This is a genomic window from Enterobacter sp. HG048, from assembly GCF_024702055.1.
Taxonomy (GTDB): Bacteria; Pseudomonadota; Gammaproteobacteria; order Enterobacterales; family Enterobacteriaceae; genus Enterobacter; species Enterobacter dykesii.
Genome location: NZ_JANLIZ010000008.1, coordinates 157,166 through 181,176, shown reverse-complemented (window position 1 = coordinate 181,176; position 24,011 = coordinate 157,166). Strand labels below are relative to the sequence as shown.

Annotated in this window: 22 protein-coding genes, 1 tRNA gene and 2 rRNA genes; 4 read left to right on the top strand and 21 right to left on the bottom strand. The window is 53.6% G+C overall.

The window, feature by feature from the left end:
• Positions 1-6: 6 nt before the first annotated feature.
• The 3 genes from rrf (NUX24_RS12140) to rrf (NUX24_RS12130) all read left to right on the top strand — a co-directional run bounded on the left by rrf (NUX24_RS12140) (position 7) and on the right by rrf (NUX24_RS12130) (position 371).
• Positions 7-122: ribosomal RNA gene (gene rrf / locus NUX24_RS12140) — 5S ribosomal RNA — on the top strand.
• A gap of 14 nt (positions 123-136) precedes the next feature.
• A tRNA-Thr gene (locus NUX24_RS12135) sits at positions 137-212 on the top strand.
• Between the two features lie 43 nt (positions 213-255).
• Positions 256-371 (top strand): 5S ribosomal RNA (gene rrf, locus NUX24_RS12130).
• 106 nt (positions 372-477) lie between these two features.
• On the opposite strand, the gene NUX24_RS12125 is transcribed toward rrf (NUX24_RS12130), so the two are convergent.
• The 7 genes from NUX24_RS12125 to NUX24_RS12095 all read right to left on the bottom strand — a co-directional run bounded on the left by NUX24_RS12125 (position 478) and on the right by NUX24_RS12095 (position 9,895).
• Complete coding sequence (locus tag NUX24_RS12125; protein ID WP_023309440.1) at positions 478-1,236, bottom strand: amino acid ABC transporter ATP-binding protein; 759 nt, start codon at positions 1,234-1,236, stop codon at positions 478-480.
• 7 nt (positions 1,237-1,243) lie between these two features.
• Complete coding sequence (locus tag NUX24_RS12120; RefSeq protein ID WP_126329410.1) at positions 1,244-2,347, bottom strand: amino acid ABC transporter permease; 1,104 nt, start codon at positions 2,345-2,347, stop codon at positions 1,244-1,246.
• A gap of 9 nt (positions 2,348-2,356) precedes the next feature.
• On the bottom strand, positions 2,357-3,538 hold the full coding sequence (locus NUX24_RS12115; protein WP_047650970.1) for an amino acid ABC transporter permease: 1,182 nt from the start codon (positions 3,536-3,538) through the stop codon (positions 2,357-2,359).
• Positions 3,539-3,605: 67 nt separating this feature from the next.
• Positions 3,606-4,631, bottom strand: a complete 1,026-nt coding sequence (locus NUX24_RS12110; protein ID WP_047650969.1) for an amino acid ABC transporter substrate-binding protein — start codon at positions 4,629-4,631, stop codon at positions 3,606-3,608.
• Between the two features lie 473 nt (positions 4,632-5,104).
• Positions 5,105-5,326, bottom strand: coding sequence for a lipoprotein (locus NUX24_RS12105; protein WP_008502867.1), 222 nt, complete (start codon positions 5,324-5,326; stop codon positions 5,105-5,107).
• A gap of 304 nt (positions 5,327-5,630) precedes the next feature.
• Complete coding sequence (locus NUX24_RS12100) at positions 5,631-8,744, bottom strand: efflux RND transporter permease subunit (protein ID WP_126329168.1); 3,114 nt, start codon at positions 8,742-8,744, stop codon at positions 5,631-5,633.
• An 11-nt stretch (positions 8,745-8,755) separates the two neighbouring features.
• The gene (locus NUX24_RS12095; protein WP_257831731.1) at positions 8,756-9,895 is read right to left on the bottom strand and encodes an efflux RND transporter periplasmic adaptor subunit; all 1,140 of its coding nucleotides are present in this window, start codon (positions 9,893-9,895) and stop codon (positions 8,756-8,758) included.
• A gap of 387 nt (positions 9,896-10,282) precedes the next feature.
• Between NUX24_RS12095 and envR the strand changes: the two genes are divergently transcribed.
• Positions 10,283-11,002, top strand: coding sequence for an acrEF/envCD operon transcriptional regulator (envR, locus tag NUX24_RS12090; protein WP_257831729.1), 720 nt, complete (start codon positions 10,283-10,285; stop codon positions 11,000-11,002).
• On the opposite strand, the gene NUX24_RS12085 is transcribed toward envR, so the two are convergent.
• The 14 genes from NUX24_RS12085 to NUX24_RS12020 all read right to left on the bottom strand — a co-directional run bounded on the left by NUX24_RS12085 (position 10,918) and on the right by NUX24_RS12020 (position 23,833).
• The gene (locus tag NUX24_RS12085) at positions 10,918-12,999 is read right to left on the bottom strand and encodes a bifunctional diguanylate cyclase/phosphodiesterase (RefSeq protein ID WP_257831727.1); all 2,082 of its coding nucleotides are present in this window, start codon (positions 12,997-12,999) and stop codon (positions 10,918-10,920) included. The two genes, envR and NUX24_RS12085, sit on opposite strands and share 85 nt — an antisense overlap.
• A gap of 138 nt (positions 13,000-13,137) precedes the next feature.
• Positions 13,138-13,302 carry a DUF2556 family protein gene (locus tag NUX24_RS12080; protein WP_023309432.1) on the bottom strand — a complete coding sequence of 55 codons (165 nt, stop codon included), beginning with the start codon at positions 13,300-13,302 and terminating at the stop codon, positions 13,138-13,140.
• A 177-nt stretch (positions 13,303-13,479) separates the two neighbouring features.
• On the bottom strand, positions 13,480-13,776 hold the full coding sequence (gene fis / locus NUX24_RS12075) for a DNA-binding transcriptional regulator Fis (protein WP_000462905.1): 297 nt from the start codon (positions 13,774-13,776) through the stop codon (positions 13,480-13,482).
• A 23-nt stretch (positions 13,777-13,799) separates the two neighbouring features.
• Positions 13,800-14,765 carry a tRNA dihydrouridine synthase DusB gene (dusB, locus tag NUX24_RS12070; protein ID WP_257831725.1) on the bottom strand — a complete coding sequence of 322 codons (966 nt, stop codon included), beginning with the start codon at positions 14,763-14,765 and terminating at the stop codon, positions 13,800-13,802.
• Positions 14,766-15,095: 330 nt separating this feature from the next.
• The gene (locus NUX24_RS12065; protein ID WP_257831744.1) at positions 15,096-15,836 is read right to left on the bottom strand and encodes a carbonic anhydrase; all 741 of its coding nucleotides are present in this window, start codon (positions 15,834-15,836) and stop codon (positions 15,096-15,098) included.
• A 128-nt stretch (positions 15,837-15,964) separates the two neighbouring features.
• Positions 15,965-16,846 carry a 50S ribosomal protein L11 methyltransferase gene (gene prmA, locus NUX24_RS12060; RefSeq protein ID WP_257831723.1) on the bottom strand — a complete coding sequence of 294 codons (882 nt, stop codon included), beginning with the start codon at positions 16,844-16,846 and terminating at the stop codon, positions 15,965-15,967.
• A gap of 11 nt (positions 16,847-16,857) precedes the next feature.
• Positions 16,858-18,309: a sodium/pantothenate symporter gene (gene panF, locus NUX24_RS12055; protein ID WP_126329414.1), complete on the bottom strand. Its 1,452-nt coding sequence runs from the start codon at positions 18,307-18,309 to the stop codon at positions 16,858-16,860.
• A complete protein-coding gene (locus NUX24_RS12050; RefSeq protein WP_006178860.1) occupies positions 18,299-18,541 on the bottom strand; it encodes a YhdT family protein in 243 nt (80 codons plus the stop codon). The genes panF and NUX24_RS12050 overlap by 11 nt, the downstream gene beginning before the upstream one ends.
• A 108-nt stretch (positions 18,542-18,649) precedes the next feature.
• Positions 18,650-19,999: an acetyl-CoA carboxylase biotin carboxylase subunit gene (accC, locus tag NUX24_RS12045; RefSeq protein ID WP_023333644.1), complete on the bottom strand. Its 1,350-nt coding sequence runs from the start codon at positions 19,997-19,999 to the stop codon at positions 18,650-18,652.
• A 10-nt stretch (positions 20,000-20,009) separates the two neighbouring features.
• Positions 20,010-20,471 carry an acetyl-CoA carboxylase biotin carboxyl carrier protein gene (gene accB, locus NUX24_RS12040; protein WP_010436174.1) on the bottom strand — a complete coding sequence of 154 codons (462 nt, stop codon included), beginning with the start codon at positions 20,469-20,471 and terminating at the stop codon, positions 20,010-20,012.
• 21 nt (positions 20,472-20,492) lie between these two features.
• A complete protein-coding gene (gene aroQ, locus NUX24_RS12035; protein ID WP_047650962.1) occupies positions 20,493-20,945 on the bottom strand; it encodes a type II 3-dehydroquinate dehydratase in 453 nt (150 codons plus the stop codon).
• A 234-nt stretch (positions 20,946-21,179) separates the two neighbouring features.
• Positions 21,180-21,779: a protein-methionine-sulfoxide reductase heme-binding subunit MsrQ gene (gene msrQ / locus NUX24_RS12030; RefSeq protein ID WP_032659655.1), complete on the bottom strand. Its 600-nt coding sequence runs from the start codon at positions 21,777-21,779 to the stop codon at positions 21,180-21,182.
• The gene (gene msrP, locus NUX24_RS12025; RefSeq protein ID WP_032659657.1) at positions 21,780-22,781 is read right to left on the bottom strand and encodes a protein-methionine-sulfoxide reductase catalytic subunit MsrP; all 1,002 of its coding nucleotides are present in this window, start codon (positions 22,779-22,781) and stop codon (positions 21,780-21,782) included. It abuts the gene before it with no gap.
• A 77-nt stretch (positions 22,782-22,858) separates the two neighbouring features.
• Positions 22,859-23,833, bottom strand: a complete 975-nt coding sequence (locus NUX24_RS12020; RefSeq protein WP_214576875.1) for an MDR family oxidoreductase — start codon at positions 23,831-23,833, stop codon at positions 22,859-22,861.
• Positions 23,834-24,011: the final 178 nt, after the last annotated feature.

The window sequence follows — 24,011 nt, the reverse complement described above, 5'->3', positions numbered from 1 at the left end:
AATTTGCCTGGCGGCTTTAGCGCGGTGGTCCCACCTGACCCCATGCCGAACTCAGAAGTGAAACGCCGTAGCGCCGATGGTAGTGTGGGGTCTCCCCATGTGAGAGTAGGGAACTGCCAGGCATCAAATTTAGCGTGCTGATATGGCTCAGTTGGTAGAGCGCACCCTTGGTAAGGGTGAGGTCCCCAGTTCGACTCTGGGTATCAGCACCACTTTATACTTAGGTTAAAGTTCGGCAAGAAGTAAAAGAATTTGTCTGGCGGCTTTAGCGCGGTGGTCCCACCTGACCCCATGCCGAACTCAGAAGTGAAACGCCGTAGCGCCGATGGTAGTGTGGGGTCTCCCCATGTGAGAGTAGGGAACTGCCAGACATCAAATAAGTGAGAAGGCCATCCGAAAGGATGGCCTTTTTGCGTTTATGCGCCGAAAAAACGGTAGGCCGGGTAAGGCGAAGCCTCCACCCGGCAGAGCAAACAACTAATGAATCACCTGCGACAGGAATGCTCGCGTGCGTTCTGACTTTGGATGCGCAAAGAACTCATCCGGCGGTGCCTGCTCAACAATCTCACCGCGGTCCATAAAGATCACCCGGTCGGCCACGGTTCGCGCAAACCCCATCTCATGCGTCACACAGAGCATGGTCATGCCGGATTGTGCCAGCCCAATCATGGTGTCCAGAACCTCTTTCACCATTTCCGGATCGAGGGCAGATGTCGGTTCATCAAACAGCATAATTTTCGGCTTCATACACAGCGAACGGGCGATAGCCACACGCTGCTGTTGGCCACCCGATATCTGGCCAGGAAACTTATTGGCATGCTCTGCGATACGTACACGTTCCAGGTAGTGCATTGCCAACGCCTCCGCTTCCTTTTTCGGCATCTTTCGTACCCAAATCGGCGCAAGCGTACAGTTCTGCAGAACGGTCAGGTGCGGAAACAGATTAAAGTGTTGAAATACCATTCCTACTTCCTGACGTACGCGTTCGATATTACGGATATCTTCATTCAGCTCGATACCATCAACCACAATGCGTCCTTGCTGATGTTCTTCAAGATGATTAATACAGCGAATGGTTGTGGATTTTCCGGAGCCCGAAGGGCCGCAAAGGACGATGCGTTCTCCCTGCTTTACCTTAAGATTAATGTCCCTCAGGACATGAAATTGTCCGTACCATTTATTCACATTTTCCAGCGTAATCATCGCGTCGGCGGGTGTCATAGTTATTTGGCTCATAATTTCCTCAGTGCGGTGTACGCCCGGTGTTAAAGCGCTTTTCCAGATGCTGGCTGTAGCGCGACATGCTAAAACAAAAGATCCAGTAGATCAGGGCAGCAAAGACATATCCTTCGGTGGACATGCCCAGCCAGACGGGGTCAACGGTTGCCTGTTGCACGCTGCTAAAGAGATCGAACAATCCGATAATGATCACCAGGCTGGTATCCTTGAAGAGGGCAATGATCGTGTTGACCAGACCCGGAATGACCAGCTTGAGTGCTTGTGGAAGAATGACCAGTCCCTGCGTTTTCCAGTAACCGAGAGCCAGTGATTCCGCCGCTTCGTACTGGCCTTTAGGCAACGCCTGCAGACCACCACGTACAACTTCAGCGACATAGGCGGACTGGAAGAGAATCACCCCCACCAGGGCACGGATCAGCTTGTCGATGGTTGTTCCTTCTGCCATAAACAGCGGCAGCATGACCGACGACATAAACAACACGGTGATAAGCGGTACGCCGCGCCAGAACTCAATGAAGATAACGGAGAGCACGCGGACGATCGGCATTTTTGAACGCCGTCCCAGGGCCAGTAAAATCCCCCACGGTAGCGCACCGGCTATCCCTACTGAAGCGATAATCAGCGTCAGCGTCAGCCCGCCCCACTGGCGCGTTTCAACGCGTTCCAGTCCCAGGAAACCGCCATACAACAGTACCCAGACAATAATCGGATAAACCACTGCCCAGCCGGCAATATAGCGTCCACGATGAGGCAGCTTTTTCCAGAACATGGCTGCGACAGAAAGCAGGCCGATGACCAGCGCCAGATTAATCCGCCAGCGCTGTTCGTGGGGATACAATCCATACATGAACTGACCGAAGCGCTCATGAATAAACACCCAGCAGGCGCCGGCTTTTGTGCAGTCTGCTCGGGTTGAACCGACCCAGTTGGCCTGTAAAAATGCCCAATTCAGCAGGGGAGGAATCAATTCCCAAATGAGCCACAGGCAGACAATCGTCAGCAGGCTGTTACTCCAGCTGGAGAACAGATTCTTACGCGCCCAGAGAATGAAACGTCCACCTGTCGAGTTGGCAGGGCGCGAGGAGTGCGACAGTATCGCTTTTGTCATCATAGATCCTTAGCGCTCGACCAGTGCTATACGGCGGTTATAAAGGTTCATCAGCAGTGAAATCACCAGGCTGATGATCAGATAGACAGACATCGTGATGGCGATGGTTTCGATGGCTTGTCCGGTCTGGTTAAGCACGGTTCCGGCGAAGAGTGACACCATATCCGGGTAACCAATGGCAGCGGCCAGCGACGAGTTTTTGACAATATTGAGATACTGACTGGTCAGGGGGGGAATGATGACCCGTAAAGCCTGCGGAATAATGACCTGACGAAGCGTTACGGTATGGGGTAATCCCAGCGAGCGCGCCGCCTCGTGCTGCCCATAGGGAACGGCCTGGATCCCTGCACGGATAATCTCTGCGATAAACGCGGACGTATAAATCGACAGCGCCAGCGTCAGGGCCGCCAGCTCGGGAATTAATACCATCCCGCCCTGAAAGTTAAAGCCCCGCAGATGTGGAATATCCCAGTGCAGCGCTGCCCCAAACAGCCAGTGCGCAATTAGCGGCAGGCTAACGATCAGGACAACTGCCGTGGGCCAGGTTCTACGAAGCTGACCGGTTTTGACCTGATGCTTGCGGTTAAAACGGAATACCCCCGCAGAGAGCGCAAGCGCTATCACAATTGCGCCGATAAAAGCGTACAGTCCTTCACCCGGCTGAGGAGAAGGAATGGACAACCCTCGGTTACTGAGGAAAAACAGCTCAAACGCGTCGACGGCCTGACGGGGACCGGGAAGGTTACGCAGTACGGCGAAATACCAGAAGAAGATCTGCAGGAGCGGGGGGATATTACGGAACGTCTCGATATAAACAGTCGATAGTTTCCGCAGGAGCCAGTTTTCAGAAAGACGCGCCAGGCCAATAAAGAAGCCCAGTATCGACGCGAAGACGATACAAAGCGCCGATACCAACAGCGTATTCAGTAAACCGACCACAAACACGCGTCCGTACGTGTCACCTTCCTGGTAATCAATAAGGTGCTGAACAATACCAAACCCCGCGCTGCGATCTAAAAACGCAAAACCGGAGGTAATGCCGCGGTTATTCAGGTTGGTGATGGTGTTATGGATCAGATACACGGCGATGAGAACAACCGCAACAATAGCAATAATCTGGAATAGCCAGGCGCGGACCGCGGGATGAGAAAAGGATAGCGATCCTTTTACGGCTGAGCGGCGATGGGACATAAAGAAACCTCAGTAACCATGACTCTGGAGTGGGCACTGCCGGAGCAGTGCCCGTTACAGCTATGACTTAACGTACCGGTGGCGCGTACTGAATACCGCCGTTGTTCCAGAGATTGTTCTGGCCGCGTTTGATCTTCAGCGGGCTTTCCGATCCCACGTTGCGCTCAAAGATCTCAGAGTAGTTGCCCACCTGTTTGATGATGTTGTAGGCCCACTTGTTATCCAGCTTCAGATCCTTGCCGAAATCACCTTCTGTACCCAGCAGGTGTGCCATATCCGGGTTGGATGGCTTAGCAGCTTTCTCATCAACGTTTTTCGAGTTGATGCCCATCTCTTCTGCGTTCAGCATGGCAAACAGCGTCCAGCGAACGATAGAGAACCAGTCTTCATCGCCACGACGTACCACCGGTCCGAGAGGTTCTTTGGAGATCACTTCAGGCAGAACGATCCATTCTGCCGGATTGCTCAGCTTAATACGTAAGGCATACAGCTGTGACTGGTCAGAGGCCAGCGTGTCGCAACGGCCGGACTCCAGCGCTTTGGCCGATTCATCCGAGCGGTCGAATGTCACCGGGGTGTATTTCATGTTGTTTGCTTTGAAATAATCCGCGACGTTCAGCTCGGTATCGGTGCCCGCCTGGATACAAACGGTGGCGCCATCCAATTCTTTAGCGCTTTTCAGGCCCGCTTTATTGTGGGTCAGGAAGCCGATGCCGTCATAATAGGTCACGCCCGTAAATGACATCCCCATGCCTGCATCACGTGAGGACGTCCAGGTGGTATTACGGGAGAGCATGTCGACCTCTCCGGACTGCAGCGCCGTAAAGCGTTCTTTCGCCGTCAGCGGGGTGTATTTTACTTTGCTGTCATCACCAAAAACGGCGGCAGCAACGCCACGGCAGACGTCCACATCGATACCGGTAAATTTGCCGTTCGCATCGGCATAAGAGAAGCCAGGCAAACCGTCACTGATACCGCATTGAACAAAACCTTTCTTTTTAACGGCATCCAGTGTCGTTCCCGCATGGGCTTGACCGGCTAAGGCAAACAACATGCCTGCAGCGGCCAGGCTGGCTATCATCGTCTTTTTCATAATGCATCCTGTGTGGCGAAATTTATCGTTATAGAGGCGTTTTTAAACGCTTAACCTGTCTGTGGCTTTGGCCAACGTTTATAAAGCAAACGTAATGCCAGTTTTGCGTTCGACAAAATAAGAGACGAGTGAACGCTTAATGCTGAGTGTAGACAGGCTTAAATAAAACGAGCGCCCCGAAACGGTGCGAAATTACAACCTGTGCCACAAATTGGAGCAAAAGTTGCGAGTCGGGTCAGGAAAAAGAAGAGATAGTTTTCAGCGTGAATATTGGCAGGGTATTCAATAATATTAATGTGTGAAAATCATCACGATAGAATAAGTAATTTGAATGAGTATGCGAAAAAGTTGTGACTGACTTCAGGCTTAGATTAATTATGTGAATAAATACGGAGCTATTTTTTTACTTATTTGAAAATACTGCACTCATTAAAAGCAAAAGCGCGGCCAGAGCCGCGCTTTCTCAACAGATGTTACTTCGTCAGGGCAACAATACCCAGCGTCAGACCCGCTACTGCGGCAGCACCGCCGGCGATCGCACCCGCAGTCTCCCAGTTATCCTGGGTGGTGCCTTTCATACAGGTATTGGTATGAACCAGTCGGCCCTGGTCGTCGTAAACCGGTACACATGGAGAATCGTGCGCGCAACCAGCAAGCAGCGCAGCGAGAAGTGCAACGGAAATGAATCTTTTCATGATGTTACCTCAGTATTATTTCTCATCCGTCCTATAGCCAGGAGGGCTATTAACGAACTGGAGGTTATTTTACCACCGGGGTAAGTTCTCGTTACACGAGGAATAATCTCAAATTATGTAGTTTGTAAAAATCGTGGAGAAAAGTCGGTTTCAGGAGGAATTAATGGAGGCATTATGGAGCTGCAAGAGACTGTTTTTACTTAATGCAAATCATCATGCTCTTAATACTGCCTTTCTGCAAAACCTAATTCGTTGTTTATGTTAAAAATAAAAAAGGCACCAGAGGTGCCTTTTCAGGGAAACATTAATCTTTAGGGTGAGTAAACCTTCGCCGAACAACCACAAAGAAAACGGGCACGAAGAATATCGCCAGAAGCGTTGCGGAAAGCATTCCCCCCATAACGCCCGTACCGACGGCGTTTTGCGCGCCGCTCCCGGCCCCCGAGCTGATCACCAGCGGCATGACGCCAAGGATAAAGGCCAGGGATGTCATCAGGATCGGTCGAAGGCGCATCCTGGAAGCTTCCAGAGTGGCTTCAATAATGCTTTTACCTTCTTTATCCATCAGGTCTTTAGCAAATTCGACGATCAGGATGGCGTTTTTCGCCGATAAACCAATCGTCGTCAGCAGGCCGACCTGGAAATAGACGTCATTGTTTAACCCGCGCAGCGACGCTGCGAGAAGAGCCCCAATGACCCCCAGCGGCACAACCAGCATAACGGAGAACGGAATGGACCAGCTTTCATACAGCGCTGCCAGACACAGGAACACCACGATCAGTGAAATGGCGTACAGGGCAGGCGCCTGGTTACCCGAGAGCCGCTCCTGATAAGACATCCCCGTCCAGTCATAGCCGATGCCGGAAGGCAGTTTTGCCGCGAGATTTTCCATCATAACCATGGCTTCACCGGTACTTTTACCCGGAGCGGATTCACCCAGGATCTCCATAGAGGGCATCCCGTTATAGCGCTCCAGACGAGGTGAACCATAGACCCAGCGAGCGTTGCTGAAGGCTGAAAACGGGACCATTTCCCCCTTCGCGCTGCGCACGTAAAGATTATTAATATCTCCCGGCAACATACGGAATTTTGCGTCGGCCTGGACGTAGACCTTTTTCACGCGCCCATGATCGATAAAGTCGTTAACATAGGTGCCCCCTAAGGCCGTCGAAATCGTCTGGTTCACGTCAGAAAGGCTGACGCCCAGCGCCTGCGCTTTCTCCTGATCGACATCCAGCTTGAACTGAGGCGTATCTTCAAGGCCGTTAGGGCGCACGCGAACCAGCAGGTCAGGGTGCTCATGCACCATGCTGAGCAGTTGGTTACGCGCCTGCGTCAGCTGGGTATGCCCCAGGTTGGCCTGATCGATCAATTCAAAATCGAAGCCCGTGGCGGTACCCAGTTCGATAATTGCAGGCAGGTTAAACGGGAACACGAGGCCATCTGTAATTTGACTGAAGGCTTTCGTCGCGCGACCCACAATGGCTTCAACGCCGTTTTCCGCCCCCGGGCGCTCCTCCCAGGGCTTAAGGCTGACGAAGGCTATACCGGAGTTCTGGCCCTGGCCGCTAAAGCTAAAGCCGTTAACGGTAAAGACGGATTCCACGTTCGCCTTTTCGTTGTTCAGATAGTAGTCCTGAACCTGATCGAGCACCTGTTGAGTACGCGTCTGGGTTGCACCCGCCGGGAGTTGAACCATCGTCATAAACACCCCCTGATCCTCTTCGGGCAGGAAGGAGGTGGGCAAGCGCAGGAAGAGCACCGCCATCCCACCGACGATAATGACGTACACCGCCAGATAGCGCCCTGTCTTACGCAAAATCCCGCTCACGCTGTTGCTGTAGTGCTCCACGCTTTTATCAAAAAGCGCATTAAACCAGCCGAAAAAGCCCCCTTTTTTCTCATGATGGTCGCCGGATACGGGCTTAAGCAACGTTGCGCAGAGGGCGGGCGTCAGGATTAGCGCAACCAGTACGGACAACGCCATCGCGGAAACGATAGTCAGCGAGAACTGACGATAGATTGCCCCCGTCGAGCCGCCAAAAAAGGCCATCGGAATAAAGACCGCCGAGAGCACCATGGCGATCCCCACCAGTGCGCCCTGGATCTGCTCCATAGACTTCTGCGTGGCCTCTTTTGGCGGCAGTTTGTCCTCGACCATGACGCGCTCGACGTTCTCAACGACCACGATAGCGTCATCGACCAGCAGACCAATCGCCAGCACCATGCCGAACATCGTCAGGGTATTAATGGAAAAACCGAACGCCGCCAGAATCGCAAAGGTACCCAGCAGAACGACCGGTACCGCGATAGTCGGGATGAGCGTTGCCCGCAGGTTTTGCAGAAACAGGTACATGACCAGGAAGACGAGAACGATCGCTTCAAACAGGGTCTTCACCACTTCGTGGATGGAGATTTTCACAAAAGGCGTGGTGTCATAGGGATAGACCACTTTCAGCCCCTGCGGGAAGAACTGCTGCAGTTGCGCCAGCTTGCTCTTAATGGCTGCCGCGGTGTCCAGCGCATTTGCCCCGGTTGCCAGCTTAATCCCCAGGCCGGTTGCCGCCTGCCCGTTTATTTTAGTGACCATGTTGTAGTTTTCGCCACCCAGCTCAATGCGAGCCACGTCCTTCAGATGAACCATCGAGCCGTCCTGGTTCACCTTGAGCGTCACGCGACCAAACTCCTCCGGTGATTTCAGGCGGGTTTGCGCGATGATTGAGGCATTGAGCTGCTGCCCGGGGATGGACGGCGTTCCGCCCAGCTGGCCTGCAGCTATCTGGTCGTTCTGCGTTTTCAGCTGGTTGATAATATCCTGCGGCGTCAGCTGGTATTTGTTCATCGCGTTGCTGTCGAGCCAGATGCGCATCGCATACTGAGCGCCAAACAGCTGAACGTCACCGACGCCAGACGTTCGGCTGATGGCATCTTTGACGTTCGAAGCGACATAGTCAGAGATGTCATTCTGCGTGAGATTCTTGTTGTCTGAAACAAAGCCGGCGACCAGCAGGAAGCTGCTGCTGGATTTCTCCACGCCAATCCCTTGCTGCTGTACCTCTTGCGGCAGCAGCGGCATGGCGAGCTGCAGCTTGTTCTGCACCTGTACCTGGGCGATATCCGGATCGGTTCCTGACTCGAAGGTCAGGGTGATGGTGACGTTACCCGCTGAATCGCTGGTGGAGGACATATACATCAGGTTATCGATGCCGTTCATGTTCTGTTCGATAACCTGGGTCACGGTATCCTGCACCGTTTGAGCGTCAGCGCCCGGGTAGGTCGCGGATATCGCCACGGCGGGAGGAGCAATGGTCGGATACTGCGCGACGGGAAGTTTGAGAATGGCCAGCCCGCCTGCAATCATCAAAATGATGGCAAGTACCCAGGCGAAAACCGGTCTCTGAATAAAGAAATTAGCCATGTCGTCGTCCCTTAACCGGCTGGAGCCGTGGTGGTGTCCGGCGTAGCGACGACGGTTACCCCCGGCCTGACTTTCTGTAGCCCGCTGACAATCACGCGGTCACCGTTTTTCAGCCCTTCCGTCACCAGCCAGCGATCGCCAATTGCCTGAGGGGCCACGACGGTTCGCGGCTCAACCTGGTTTTTATCGTTCACCACCAGCACGGTTGCATCACCTCGCGGTGTACGGGTTACGCCCTGCTGTGGTACCAGAATCGCATCCGGCTGGGTGCCCTCATCAATGCGGGCGCGAACGAACATGCCGGGTAACAACAGATGCTGAGGGTTCCGGAAAATGGCGCGCAGGGTAATCGAGCCGGTACTTTCATCGACCGTGACGTCAGAGAACTGCAATGTGCCTTTTAGCGGGTAGGGCTGCCCGTTCTCCATCAGCAGCTCAACGTTGCTGGCAATATCACCTTTTTGCAGGCTCGTCTGTTTCAGGCGCATAAAATCATAACTGGACTGGGTGACATCAACATAAATCGGATCGAGCAGCTGGACCGTTGCCAGCGCTGCGGCTTGCCCGTTCGTCACCAGCGCCCCTTCTGTCACGCTGGATTTTCCGATACGACCATCAACCGGAGAGGTCACTTTGGTGTAGGCAAGGTTGATACGTGCGCTTTCAACACCCCCTTTTGAGGCAACCACGCTGGCATCTGCCTGCTGAGCCGTCGCCACGGCCTGGTCATACTCCTGCTTACTGACATACTGGGTGCCTACCAGCGGGAGATAACGTTTCACCGTCAGGTGCGCAATATTGGCCGCCGCCTGAGCCTTCGCCAGCTCACCCTTCGCGCTGTCATAGGCGGCCTGATAGGGCGCAGGATCAATCTGGTAAAGTGACTCGCCCGCTTTTACATCGCTACCCTCCGCGAAGTTACGGCGCAGGATAATGCCGCTAACCTGAGGACGAACCTCCGCAACGCGAAATGCATCTGTTCTGCCCGGGAGTTCAGTGGTGACAGCCAGAGGCGCGCTTTTCACAATATGCACGCTGACCTGAGGCGCCTGCAGATGCTGTTGTTGATTTTCCTGATCATCGCATCCAGTGAGCAGTACCGCGCAGACAATGAAACCGGATAAGGGCAAGCGTCTGAAATGATTCGTCATTACTGTTCCTTTAAATACCCATTAACCGATATATGCTGCGAATCGGTAGCAGGGGCAGAGGGATAAAAATAAAATGTAGCTGCGTATAATAATGAGGGTATTTAATGTTTTTTAATTTATAAGTGCGAATGACCATGCTTGTAGACGAAAATCAGAATAAGACCGGCTCCATTCTGGGATATAGTCCAGGCATGTTAATTAGATAAATGAGTTTAATATTTTATAATTATTCACTCCGTCAATTTAATTGATTGGACTTATTTGTATTAATTATAAATCCAGAGGTGTGACTTTTTTTGTGCAAAATTAAAACGATTTTTAGTGAATACTTACATTTGCATGAACGCAATATGACCTTTAATCCTTGTGAGTAACGAGTAATTGCCTATGGCGCGTAAAAAGAAAGAAGAGGCTCAACAAACCCGGCAGCAGCTGATTGAGGCGGCTATCGGACAGTTTGCCACGCGTGGCGTAGCCAGCACGACGCTGACGGATATCGCTGATGCCGCTAAGTTGACGCGCGGCGCGATCTACTGGCACTTCACCAGTAAATCTGAAATATTTAATGCCATCTGGGAACAACAATTACCGCTTCGCGACATGATTCACGACAGGCTTTCCCTTTCCGATAGTGACGATCCATTGTTAAAACTTCGTGAGCAATTTATTACTGCGCTGCAATATATTGCCCATGAACCCCGGCAATGTGCGCTTTTACAAATTCTGTATCATAAGTGTGAATTTAGCAGCGATATGATTTCTGAGCGCGAAATCAGAAAGCGTATCGGGTTCAACGATGACACGCTACGTACCGCGCTGGAAACCTGTATTTCGCGGAACATCATTTCGCCACAGGTGAATGTAGATCTCACCTTAATTGTATTCCACGGTTTTTTTAGCGGAATAATTAAAAACTGGTTAATGAATAACGACAGTTTTAATCTTTATCAGCAGGCTCCCGCTCTGGTCGATAGCATACTGGCGACACTCCCGGTTATTCGCGTGTCGCCAGATGAGGGCGGTTACTGCTCAGCGCCAGGTAACATTTCCCCGCGGGCACAAAGTGCTTCTATGGTCTGCGCGCTGACGGGTTTACCTAGCAGATAACCCTGAAGGGTGTTACAGCCCAGCTCGGTCAAAAAGGCTTGCTGCGCTTCGGTTTCCACACCTTCAGCCACGACTTTCAGGTTAAGTGTTTTAGCGAGGGCCACAATCGCTGAGACAATAGTGGCATCCTCGCTCTCGCCGCTGAGCTCTTGTACAAACGCCCTGTCGATTTTTAGCTCGCAGGCCGGTAAGCGCTTGAGGTACAGCAGGCTCGAATATCCGGTGCCAAAATCATCAATGGAGGCCTTCACCCCCGCATTCGTCAGCTCTGTCAGCACCCGTACGCTCTCATCCGGGTTGCTCATCGCCGTCGTTTCCGTCACTTCGAGGATCAACATTTCCGGTGGCACCTGATGAAGTGCCAGGCAGTCGAGAACCGTTTTAACCAGCGAAGGTTGTTCAAACTGCAGTGTCGACAGGTTTACCGCCATTGACCAGCTTTGATGTCCCTGAAGATGCCATTCCCGCAGCTGGCGACAGGCTTCATTAATCACCCAGTTGCCAATGGGGACGATTAGCCCCGTTTTTTCCGCCAGCGGCAGAAAAAGGTCCGGCGTCAGTAACCCCTGCTTAGGATGCTGCCAGCGCAATAACGCCTCGAATCCGAGGACAGGACCCGCGGGGGCGTTAAATTTTGGCTGATACAGCAGGCGCAGCTCATTGCGATCGATCGCCATCCACAGATCGTTCATTAACTGGAGATGGGTCTGCGCCAGGGTGTTCATGGAGGGCTGGAAAAAGTGGTAACCGTTACGGCCCATATGCTTCGTGTGATACATCGCCGCGTCGGCGTTAAACATTAGCTCACGCTCGGTTTTTCCGTCGTGAGGGTACAGCGCAATACCTATGCTGAGGGTCACCACCAGTTCATAGGGGCTGAGATTGAACGGGCTATCGATCGCGCGCACCAGCGAATTCGCCAGCGATGCCGCGTCGTCCGGACCTTCTCCCTCTGCCAGCAGAACAAACTCATCACCGCCGATACGTGCAAGGGTGAATTGGCCTTTCAGAAGCAGCAGCAGACGCTGCGTAACGGCGACCAGCAGCCTGTCACCGACATCATGGCCGTAGGCATCATTGATGGCTTTGAAGCCGTCAAGATCCATGAACATCAGGGCAAAGTGGTTCCCTTCACGATCGGCTTTGCTGATGGCCTGATCGAGTCTGTCTTCCAGCAGGATACGGTTGGGCAGGCGCGTCAGGGTATCGTGTAGCGCCAGTTGAGCGAGTTCCCGGTTAGCTTCTGCCAGCGACGAGGCCAGAAGAGCGGTGCGTGCCTGAAGGCGGGCATCCAGCATCGAAACCAGCAGGGTGATCCCAAGAATAGAGAGCGCGACGACGCTGACCAGCACCGCCAGCCAGCTCCCGTTAATCCCCTCATGGTGAACCATTGTGGACATTGGAAACTGCGCCGCTTTCATCCCGGCATAGTGCATGCCGGCAATGGCAATTCCCATCGTGATGGCGGCACCCATGCGCATCAGCACGACCTGCGCGGCTTCGCGACGCAGGCGGAAGGTCAGCCATAATGCCGCGAGCGAAGCGGCAAGCGCAATCACGACCGAAATGGCCACCCACATCTTGTCCCAGATAATCCCGGGCATCACTTCCAGCGCCGCCATGCCGGTGTAATGCATAGCCACAATACCGCTTCCCATCACCAGCGCGCCGGGCAGCAGTCGGCGCAGGCGTAGTTGCTCGCAGCTCACGAGCCATAGCGCAAACAGCGACGAACCTACGGCGATGACCATGGATAGCACCGTCAGGGTGGCGTTGTAGCTCATGCTCATGGAGAGGTCCATCACCAGCATGCCGATAAAATGCATGGCCCACACGCCGATGCCCATAGCAATACCGCCGCCAGCAAGCCAGATGCGGGCAGCGACGCCATGACTCCCGGCGACGCGTGCAGCCATGTTCAGCGCGGTATACGCAGCAAGGATGGCAACAGCAAAGGAGAGGACGACAAGGATAGGGTTGTATTGGCTGACCAGCATGGACGGTTCTACTCGAGTGTGGGGTTACGCTAGAGCGGTTGAGAAGGGCGAGACATTATCACCGTCAGGTAATGGCTCAAAGGGATTTAAATCCCCGTTTTTAGTGGGTAATAACAGGTGATTTGCGCAATCTGGCGCTTAGTCGAGCTCTGAGCAGTTAACGAGTTTAAGGGGATTCACGGAGTTCATATTGCGACACTTATCGGTTTCGGTACTCATCAGTTCAATCCACTGCATCAGGAGTGTATCGAAAATGAGAACGGAGATTGCAAAGACAACCAGCCACCAGTATTTACGAATCATTGTGTCATTCCGCGAGAAAATCGCCAGTAAGGTGGGGGAAATATACACGAAAAACCGGGGTTGAAAAGCGGGAGACGCGAAGGTTTACAATGCGTTGACGGAGAGGCACAGATAATAAAAAAGGCGCTTCCCCATGCCGAAGAGCGCCTTTTTAAACAAGCATTTAACTGATTAGTATCAGTTCATGCCGTATTTTTTCAGTTTCTTACGCAGAGTACCACGGTTGATACCCATCATCAGCGCAGCGCGGGTTTGGTTACCGCGGGTGTATTGCATCACCATGTCCAACAGTGGCTGTTCAACTTCAGCCAGTACCAGCTCATACAGGTCATTAACATCCTGACCGTTCAGTTGAGCAAAATAGTTCTTCAGTGCCTGTTTAACCGAGTCACGCAGGGGCTTTTGAGTTACCTGGTCCTGAGAGTTAACGGTAGAAACGGTCAGTACGTCAGAATTTACGCGTTGTTCGAACATAGTTCTGTCAGCTCTTTATTTCATTACGCAAGATTTTCGAAGTATGCCTCCAACGCCTCCAGCTGTACGCTGGCATCCTCTATGGCGTTGAATGTGCGCCGAAACTGGTCATCTGGAGCGTGCTCCTGGAGATACCAGGAGACGTGTTTACGCGCAATTCGGTACCCTTTTGCCTGACCGTAGTGGTCATGCAGTTCCCGAACATGCGAGCATAGCAAGCGCTTAACCTCTGCCAGAGGCAGCGGGGCAAGCAGCTCCCCAGTGTCCAGATAATGCTGGATTTCCCGGAAGATCCAGGGTCTTCCCTGAGCTGCACGTCCTATCATCAGAGCATCAGCTCCCGTATAGTCGAGTACAGCCCTGGCTTTAAGCGGGTCAGTTATGTCGCCATTCGCGATAATCGGAATGGAAACTTTCTGCTTAACTGCCCGAATGCTGTCGTATTCAGCTTCACCGTTGAACAAACAGGCGCGAGTGCGTCCATGGATGGTCAGGGCCTGAATGCCACAGTCTTCGGCCAGTTGGGCAATCTCTACACAGTTACGGTGTTCCGGCGACCAACCCGTGCGAATCTTCAACGTAACAGGAACGTCCACCGCGCTGACAACCGCCGTCAGGATAGCTTTCACCTGGTCGGGGTATTGCAGAAGGGCTGAACCTGCAAGCTTGCGATTCACCTTTTTGGCCGGGCACCCCATATTGATATCAATAATCTGGGCACCACTTTCCACGTTAATCCGCGCGGCATCTGCCATCTCTTCAGGCACGCTTCCGGCAATTTGCACGGTGCGAATACCTGGTTCATCAACGTGCACCATCCGAAGGCGGGATTTATCGCTTCCCCAAACCTGCGGGTTAGACGACATCATCTCGGATACGGTTAAACCGGCTCCCATCTCATAGCACAGCGTCCTGAACGGCCGGTCTGTAATACCTGCCATTGGGGCTGCGATCAGGCGATTTCTAAGCTGGTGGTGTCCGATGCGCATGAGTTAAGAAATGACCATACTGTGACTGCAAGGCGGCGTATATTACGCATTTTTTGCACGAGATGAAAGGCCAAACTTTGAACAATCCACTGTTGTAGATCAAGGAATCGCCGCCCAATCTTTCCGTTCAAAATTATTCATTATTTAAATCATTAAGTTATATGATAATGGTTATTTTATGGGCGCTTACAATTTCCCGTAACTTCTCATCATTTCTGAATAAATGCCCAGGTGAAGCGGGATAATCTGCTGTTTTTAGCAGCAGATTTCCCTACTTCTTTGCGATCTGCGTCGCATTTTAGAACATGATCGTTATGCGAAAAATGTGTGTTATTCGACCACGACGCGCCCATGCAGCGACTGTACCGGACGGTTATTATCGTGATGCATCGTCTGGGTGAATCTGGCAAGTTGTTCTGCAGAAACCGTCAGGGGCTGTTTAAGCACAATCCAGGTGACGCCTTCTGAACACGGTGGAGTGGTCAGTGAACCGCTAAAGCGCCAGTACGTTTTATCTTTCGGCAGCAGTTTGTTCAGGTTGAGATCCTGTTTGATGGAGACGTTCTGCTCGGCCTGCTGAGGCATAACGCGCCATAGCTTTTCAAGCTCCGGGTTTACGGCCCCTTTATCAAACATGACCGCCACCACCGTCAGTTCCCCGCTGGCATTTTTATGAACCAGATGCATTTCCATCGCGTACCTCTTGCCATGCACGGTGTTTTCGCTCGGCGCGTGGAAATGGAACTGCTGTAACGTCCAGGTTTGCTTATCAAGAGTAAGGGTATCTCGGGTGTTCGCCTGTTCACTTGCCTGAATGGTATGGCCATTGTTTGTCAGCGTAACAGGGCCATCAACGTAGTGGGTTTGTAGCGGGGAGAGATGGGCGTTAGTGGTGGAATCAATATTAATGGGAGACTGGTTCATTCCGCTTTGACAGGTCTTGTATGCCCCGTCCAGCTCACTCCAGTGTTCCGGTGAACCTTCCCCTTCGTAGCTCCAGTGTGATGCGAATGCTGAAGCCGAGATCATGCTCAGCGCCAGCAGCGCTGCCTTGCCTGTAACGTGTGTCATCATATTCTTCCGGTGAATTTTTGTAATACAAATAAACATGATTTGTAGGGTTATTTTACCGAAGAATGACCGAGGGAGAGAGGATTATCAGAGGGGGAGAGGCGTGGTCAGATGACCACGCCAGATTCTTATTTTTTACGACCGGTGATGCGGCACCACTCTTCTTTTTCCACCACCGGGTCGAGAGCAAAGAGATCGGCGTAGGCTTCACACACGCTGTCGGCCTGGCTCGCCAGGATACCGGAAAGCCCCAGCAGACCGCCCTCAACGGGCAGCACGCTGATTAACGGGGCCAGTTCGCGCAGCGGGCCCGCCAGAATGTTAGCGACCACCACATCGGCTTTCATGGCGTCTGGCTGAGCATCCGGCAGATACAGCTCCAGACGATCGGAGACGCCGTTACGCTCGGCATTATCGCGGCTGGCCTGAATCGCCTGCGGATCGATATCGATCCCGATGGCTTTTGCCGCGCCCAGCTTCAGGGCTGCAATCGCGAGGATCCCGGATCCACAGCCGAAGTCGATCACTGTCTTACCGTCCAGATCCAGACCATCCAGCCACTGCAGGCACAGAGACGTGGTTGGGTGAGTGCCGGTACCAAACGCCAGACCCGGATCGAGCATCACGTTGACTGCGCTTTCATCAGGGACGTCGCGCCAGCTCGGGCAGATCCACAGACGTTTGCCGAACTGCATCGGGTGGAAGTTATCCATCCACTCGCGTTCCCAGTCTTTATCTTCCAGCTGTTCGATTTTATGCACGAAACCCGCGCCCAGCAGAGGATGATTCTCCAGAATCGCGACAACCTCTTTCATGTCGGTTTCGGCATCAAACAGGCCAATAACGTCGGTATCACCCCACAGGCGGGTTTCGCCCGGCAGCGGCTCAAAGACCGGCATATCATGCGTGTCCTGGAAGGTGATAGAGACCGAACCGGCCTCCATCAGCGCATCGCTCAGCTCTTCGGCGTTAGCGCCGGTTGTGTTCAGTTTTAGTTGGATCCACGGCATGGCAAAACTCTTTATTTATCAGTAGAAATCATAGCGGGTTGTGGGACGGGCTGACCGAAACGGTTCCCCACCACAAACGCCAGTAAACTTAGCAGTAACGAAGGCACAATCGGATGGAAGCCCAGGTACTGAATCTTAAACGTTGCGAGGACGGCGTAAAGCACGCCGCCGACAATCATCGCGCTCAGCGCACCGGCGGCATTCGCGCGCTCCCAGTAGAGCCCTAACACCAGCGGCCACAGGAATACCGCTTCAAGCCCACCAAATGCCAGCAGGTTCAGCCAGATGATCATCTCCGGCGGGCGCCACGCGGCTAACAGCAGCAATGCCCCTAACGCCAGAGTAATAACGGCCGACATGCGCTTCAGGCGTCGTTCATTCTCTACCTGCTCAGGACGCAGGTTCAGATAGAGATCTTTGATGATCGTAGCGGAACTTTGCAGCAGCTGAGCGTTGATTGTCGACATAATGGCGGCCATCGGTGCGGCAAGGAAGATCCCGGCGGCAAATGGCGGCAGCACTTTAACCATCAGGGTTGGGATAACCAGATCGGGTACGGTAAGGTCAGGAATAACTGCCCGACCTAACGCGCCCGCCAGGTGCATACCAAACATCAGGATTGCGACAACGATAGTGCCGATAATGATACCTCTGTGCACGGCTTTGCTGTCTTTGTAAGAGATACAGCGCACGGCGGTATGCGGCAGGCCAATCACCCCAAAGCACACCAACACCCAGAACGAGGTCATAAAGGTTGGCGAAAGGATGTCATCCGCGCCCTGCGGAGAGACCAGTTTCGGGTCGATGGCTTCCAGCGTTTCGACGGCGTGGCTCAGGCCACCTGCAGCATGCACAATGCCCACCAGCAGGACAAGAGTGCCAACAAGCATTACCAAACCCTGCATCGTATCGTTCAGCACGCTGGCGCGGAATCCGCCAAACGCGGTGTAGAGCGCAATGCTGACGCCGAAGATAATCAGGCCTGTCTCGTAGGGGATCCCGGCAGCCGTTTCCAGCAGGCGCGCTCCACCGATAAACTGCACCGTCATTGCGCCAATAAAAGCCACCAGCAGGCTTAAGCTGGCCAGCCACACCAGTAAACGGCTCTGATAGCGGGCAAACAGCATATCGTTGAGCGTCACGGCATTATAACGGCGCGCCAGAATGGCAAATTTTTTACCCAGTATGCCCAGCGAGAGCCAGACGGCTGGAAGCTGGATCATCGCCAGCAGCACCCAGCCTAACCCGTATTTATAGGCTGCGCCGGGTCCGCCGATAAACGAGCTGGCGCTGATGTAGGTCGCGGTCAGCGTCATGGCCAGCACGACGCCGCCCATCGAGCGGCTACCCAGAAAATACTCGTTCAGGAAGGTGCCAGTCGTTCTTTTACGCATGGCGTAAACGGATAAACCAAACACCACTAACAGGTAAGCGATAAGCGGCAGAATGACCTCAAGCTGCATCATCGTCCTCCAGCGGAATATCGCGATAGATGAATTTCACCATTGCCCAGCACAGCAGGATGAAGACCAGCGGTACCAGCAAACACGCCATTTCGAACCAGTGCGGCAGGCCGGTGATGCCAATAGCGGAGTCAGGTAAGTAAGCAGTTACTAACCATGCAGCGAGATAGAGAAGGGTCAGCCACAGCGCCCAGCGCGCTTCTTTATGGGCCTGAACAAAACGTTTGTCCATTTTTTGTCCCTTGTGGATGAAGAAAGCGGGGATTGTACATGATGGGGCCTGGCGATCCCCAGAAATAAAAAAGGCCGGATTATCCGGCCTTTTAGCAACACAGGTCTCTTACTTCTCGTTCAGACCGAGTTTTTTCTCCAGATAGTGGATATTAGTTCCACCATTCTGGAAGTGCTCATCGCTCATGATACGCATCTGCAGATCGACGTTGGTTTTGATACCGTCGATGATCAGTTCCTGCAGGGCGTTTTTCATGCGGGCAATCGCCACGTCACGGTTTTCGCCGTAGCAGATAAGCTTGCCGATCATTGAGTCATAGTACGGCGGTACGGTGTAACCGGCGTAGATATGAGACTCCCAGCGTACACCAAAGCCACCCGGCGCGTGGAAACGCGTGATTTTACCCGGGCTTGGCAGGAAGGTGTTCGGGTCTTCGGCGTTAATACGGCACTCTACCGCATGGCCTTTCACCACAACTTCTTCCTGCTTGATGGACAGCGGCTGGCCTGCAGCGATACGCAGCTGTTCTTTGATCAGGTCAACGCCGGTGATCATTTCGGTAACCGGGTGTTCAACCTGAATACGGGTGTTCATTTCGATGAAATAGAACTCGCCGTTCTCGAACAGGAACTCAAAGGTACCTGCACCGCGATAGCCGATATCGACACACGCTTTGGAGCAACGCTCGCCGATGTAGCGACGCAGTTCCGGGGTAATGCCCGGTGCTGGTGCTTCTTCGACCACTTTCTGGTGACGACGCTGCATGGAGCAGTCACGTTCTGCCAGATAGATCGCGTTACCCTGACCGTCAGCCAGCACCTGAATTTCGATGTGGCGTGGGTTTTCCAGGTATTTTTCCATGTACACCATGTCATTGCTGAAAGCGGCTTTCGCTTCTGCTTTGGTCATGGAGATGGACTGCGCCAGTTCAGCATCGCTACGCACAACGCGCATACCGCGACCGCCGCCGCCGCCGGACGCCTTGATGATAACCGGGTAGCCAATGCGTTTAGCATGAGCACGGTTAGCATCCATGTCGTCGGTCAGAGGGCCGTCAGAGCCTGGTACGGTTGGAACACCGGCTTTTTTCATCGCGGTGATTGCAGACACTTTGTCGCCCATCAGGCGGATGGTGTCGGCTTTCGGGCCGATGAAGATGAAGCCAGAGCGTTCCACCTGCTCAGCAAAGTTGGCGTTCTCAGAGAGGAAGCCGTAACCCGGATGAATTGCCACCGCGCCGGTGATTTCAGCGGCGCTGATGATAGCCGGGATGTTCAGATAGCTTTTTACGGACGGAGCCGGGCCAATACAGACCGTCTCATCCGCCAGTAATACGTGTTTTAAATCGCGATCCGCGCTTGAGTGCACAGCGACGGTCTTGATGCCCAGTTCTTTACAGGCACGAAGAATACGCAGTGCGATCTCGCCGCGGTTGGCGATAACAATTTTATCCAGCATGTACGCCTCGTTACTCGATGACGACCAGCGGCTCGTCAAATTCAACCGGCTGACCACTTTCGACCAGAATCGCTTTCACAGTACCTGATTTGTCTGCTTCGATCTGGTTCATCATTTTCATCGCTTCAACGATGCACAGGGTATCGCCTACGTTGACTTTCTGACCCACTTCGATGAACGCCTTCGCGTCCGGGCTCGGGGTGCGGTAGAAAGTACCAACCATTGGGGAACGTACGATGTGACCACTGATTTCTGCTGCAGCGGCAGGTGCGGCTTCAGCTGCTGGCGCAACGGCTGCGGAGAGCGCAGGCTGCTGCACTGGCGCAGCATAAGCTTGCTGCATTACCGGGAAGCTAGCGGCTGGGGCTGCACGGCTGATGCGTACAGACTCTTCGCCTTCAGAAATTTCCAGTTCGGAGATGCCTGATTCTTCAACCAGCTCGATCAGTTTTTTAATCTTACGAATATCCATGAGTGGGTTCCGTACTCTTGTTTAGTGTGATTGTGACAAGCGTTTTACCGCTGTCTGTAAAGCGTATGAATAGCCGTCTGCGCCCAGTCCACAGATAACGCCAGCAGCGATATCCGACAGATACGAATGGTGACGGAACGGCTCTCGGGCGTGCACATTACTCAGGTGGATCTCGATAAACGGGATACCCACCGCGAGCAGTGCGTCGCGGATAGCAACACTGGTGTGCGTAAACGCGGCCGGATTGATCAGGATATAGTCCACATTGTCTTTAGCCTGATGAATACGGTCGATGAGTGCGTACTCCGCATTCGACTGAAAATGATCCAAATCCACATTCAGTGACGCTGCTTCCGTTCCCAGACGGTTAACAATTTCACTCAATGTTAGCGTGCCGTACTTCTCTGGCTCACGGGTGCCGAGCATGTTCAGGTTCGGTCCGTTCAAAACTAAGATATGGAACTTATCAGTCATAATGCCGCTATCTCCTGCGATTTTCGGGTAAAAAACAAAATATACCTTCGAAACGCAAATGTCACCTTTTCAGAGGCTTAAAACCGCTGTCAGGCGAACCAAGGTCGCACATTATAACGATTTCGTAGCATTTAGCAGCTAAATACTGGTCTTATCAGGGAAGATTATCAACCGCTATCCGAAAAAGATTTGCGGTTGACCGGTAATCTGCGGGAAAACGCACAGTTTCGCGAACTATCGCAACCACTGGCGGAACTTCTTGTAACGCCATGCTAAAAGCGCCACGGCCGCCAGTGCATACAGGATCGGCTGTGGCGAGAGAATCTTCACCGACCACAGGTAATGAATGGGAGCGAGGATCGCGACAAGATAGACGAAGTTGTGCAGAAGCTGCCAGCGCCTGCCCAGTTTTCGCTGCGCATATTGCGTGGATGTCAGCGCTAACGCCAGTAAAACCACCCAGCTCACGATACCTAGCGTCAGATAAGGACGTGTCACCAGTTCGCGGCCAAGCAGTGCCAGATTGTTAATTCCCAGTTCCAGCAGGGCGTAGCTGGTGAGGTGCAGCGTCGCCCAGGCAAAACACCATAGCCCTAACAGCCGACGGGTGCGTATCAATAATGGCTGTTTAGCGTAGCGCGCCAGCGGCGAGACGAGCAAGGTGGCCAGCAAAAATTTCAGAGCCATCCGACCGGTAAAATGCTGGATATCCTTTGCCGGATCTGCGCTAAAAAGCCCCTGGCTGGCGGCCCAGAAAAGCCATATAAAAGGAAGCAGCCCGGCCAGGTGCAGCAGCACTTTCAGCCAGGTAATCTGTTTTGCCGTTAAACGCACTCAGAAGTTCTCCCGTAAGTTGAGACCACGGTAAAGCGAGGCCACTTCATCCGCATAGCCGTTAAACAGCAGCGTCGGCTGCCGCTTCACGTCCAGCGCACCGCCGGAACCGATAAACCGCTCGGTTGCCTGCGACCAGCGCGGATGATCCACGTGCGGGTTCACGTTGGCGAAGAAGCCGTATTCATCCGGGGCCGCAAGATTCCACGTGGTTGGCGGACGTTCGCGGGTAAGCTTAATGCTGACGATAGATTTAATCCCTTTGAAGCCATATTTCCACGGTACGGTTAAACGGATGGGCGCGCCGTTCTGCGGCGGAAGCGCTTTGCCATAAACGCCGACGGTCAGCAGGGTGAGGGGGTGCATCGCTTCGTCGAGACGTAGCCCTTCCACATAGGGATACTCAAGCCCGCCGCCGATAAACCGATCTTTTTGTCCGGGCATCTCGTCCGGCGCATAGCGCGTCTGGAAAGCGACATATTTTGCGTTGCTGGTGGGTTCAACCATCGCCAGCAGTTTATGCAGCGGGAAGCCGACCCAGGGCACCACCATCGACCAGGCTTCCACGCAGCGCATGCGATAGATACGCTCTTCGAGCGGGAAACGGGTGGTGAGATCGTGATGGTCCAGCGTCAGCGGTTTTGCCACTTCGCCATCAATTTTCAGCGTCCAGGGATCGGTTTTGAGGCTCCCCGCGTTGGCAGCAGGATCGGCCTTATCGAGACCAAATTCGTAGAAGTTGTTGTAGCCGGTAACTTTATCTTCCGGCGTGAGCGTCAGCTTGTTTTGCCATTCGGCCGGTTTCGTAAAGGTGAGCGGGGCGCCGGATGGGGCCTTTGGCCGATCGTTGCCTTTAAACCAGTCGAGCAGGTCGGCGTGTGCCGCAGGAGAGAGCGTCAGGGCTGTGGCGCTGATGCCAAGCATTTTCAGGATCTGGCGGCGCTGTAACATAAAGACAGACTCAGACGTTACGTCGGCTTCCGTCAGTTTTCGGTTTTTCATGGCATCCTCCGTCATGCGTTTTTCTAAGCATGACGGAGGAGAGGGATTCGCGCGAATATGTCACGAAAATTTGAAGATTAGGCGATTTTCACCAGCGCGCGGCCGTGGAACTGGTTGTCCATGATCTTACTGGCGTATTCCGGCGCCTGGCTGAGGGTTATCTCCGTTGCGCTCTGGGTATAGAAAGATTCCGGCAGATCGCGCACCAGCCGTTCCCAGGCTTGATGACGACGGGCCGGCGGGGTCATCACGGAATCCACGCCCTGCAGGCGTACGTTACGCAGAATGAATGGCATCACGGTGGTTGGCAGGGCAAATCCGCCCGCCAGACCGCAGGCTGCCACGCAGCCGCCGTAGTTCATCTGCGCCAGGACTTTTGCCAGCACCTTGTCTCCGACGGTATCCACCGCCCCTGCCCAAACCTGTTTTTCCAGCGGACGGGTTTCGGCAAATTCGTCGCGGCTGAGAATGCGGCTGGCGCCAAGCTGGCGCAGATAGTCATGGGTGCTTTCCCGGCCGGAAACCGCAGCGACCTGATAGCCCAGCTTGTGGAGCAGCGTGACTGCCGTGCTGCCCACGCCGCCGCTAGCGCCGGTGACGACAATTTCCCCTGACTCAGGGCGGATACCCGCATCTTCCAGCGCCATCACGCAAAGCATGGCGGTAAAGCCTGCCGTGCCGACGATCATCGCCTTGCGGCCATCCATGCCTTTCGGCACAGGCACCAGCCAGTCGCCCTTCACGCGCGCCTGCGTGGCCAGCCCGCCCCAGTGATTTTCACCCACGCCCCAGCCGGTGAGCAGTACATGCTGGCCTGGATGGAAGCGCGGATCCTCGCTGGCATGAACCCGGCCCGCGAAATCGATCCCCGGCACCATAGGGAAATTTCGGATGATTTTACCCTTACCGGTAATAGCCAGCGCATCTTTATAATTTAAACTGGACCAGTCAATGTCGACGGTTACTTCGCCTTCCGGCAGGCGGCTCTCTTCTACCGGCTGCACTGAGGCAAGCGTTTTGCCGTCCTGCTGTTCTAAGATCAAAGCCTGCATACGGGGTCCTCGCGACTCATATGATTGGAAAATAATTTCTGAAGACTATACTCGCTCAGGGAATAGCAGTGCCGATTTAACGCAATAAATTGCCAGATACACCCGATTTGGTAGTATGCCGCATTTGAAATGCAAGTTAGCGCTTACTCGCTACCCCCATCAACCCACGGAGTAATCT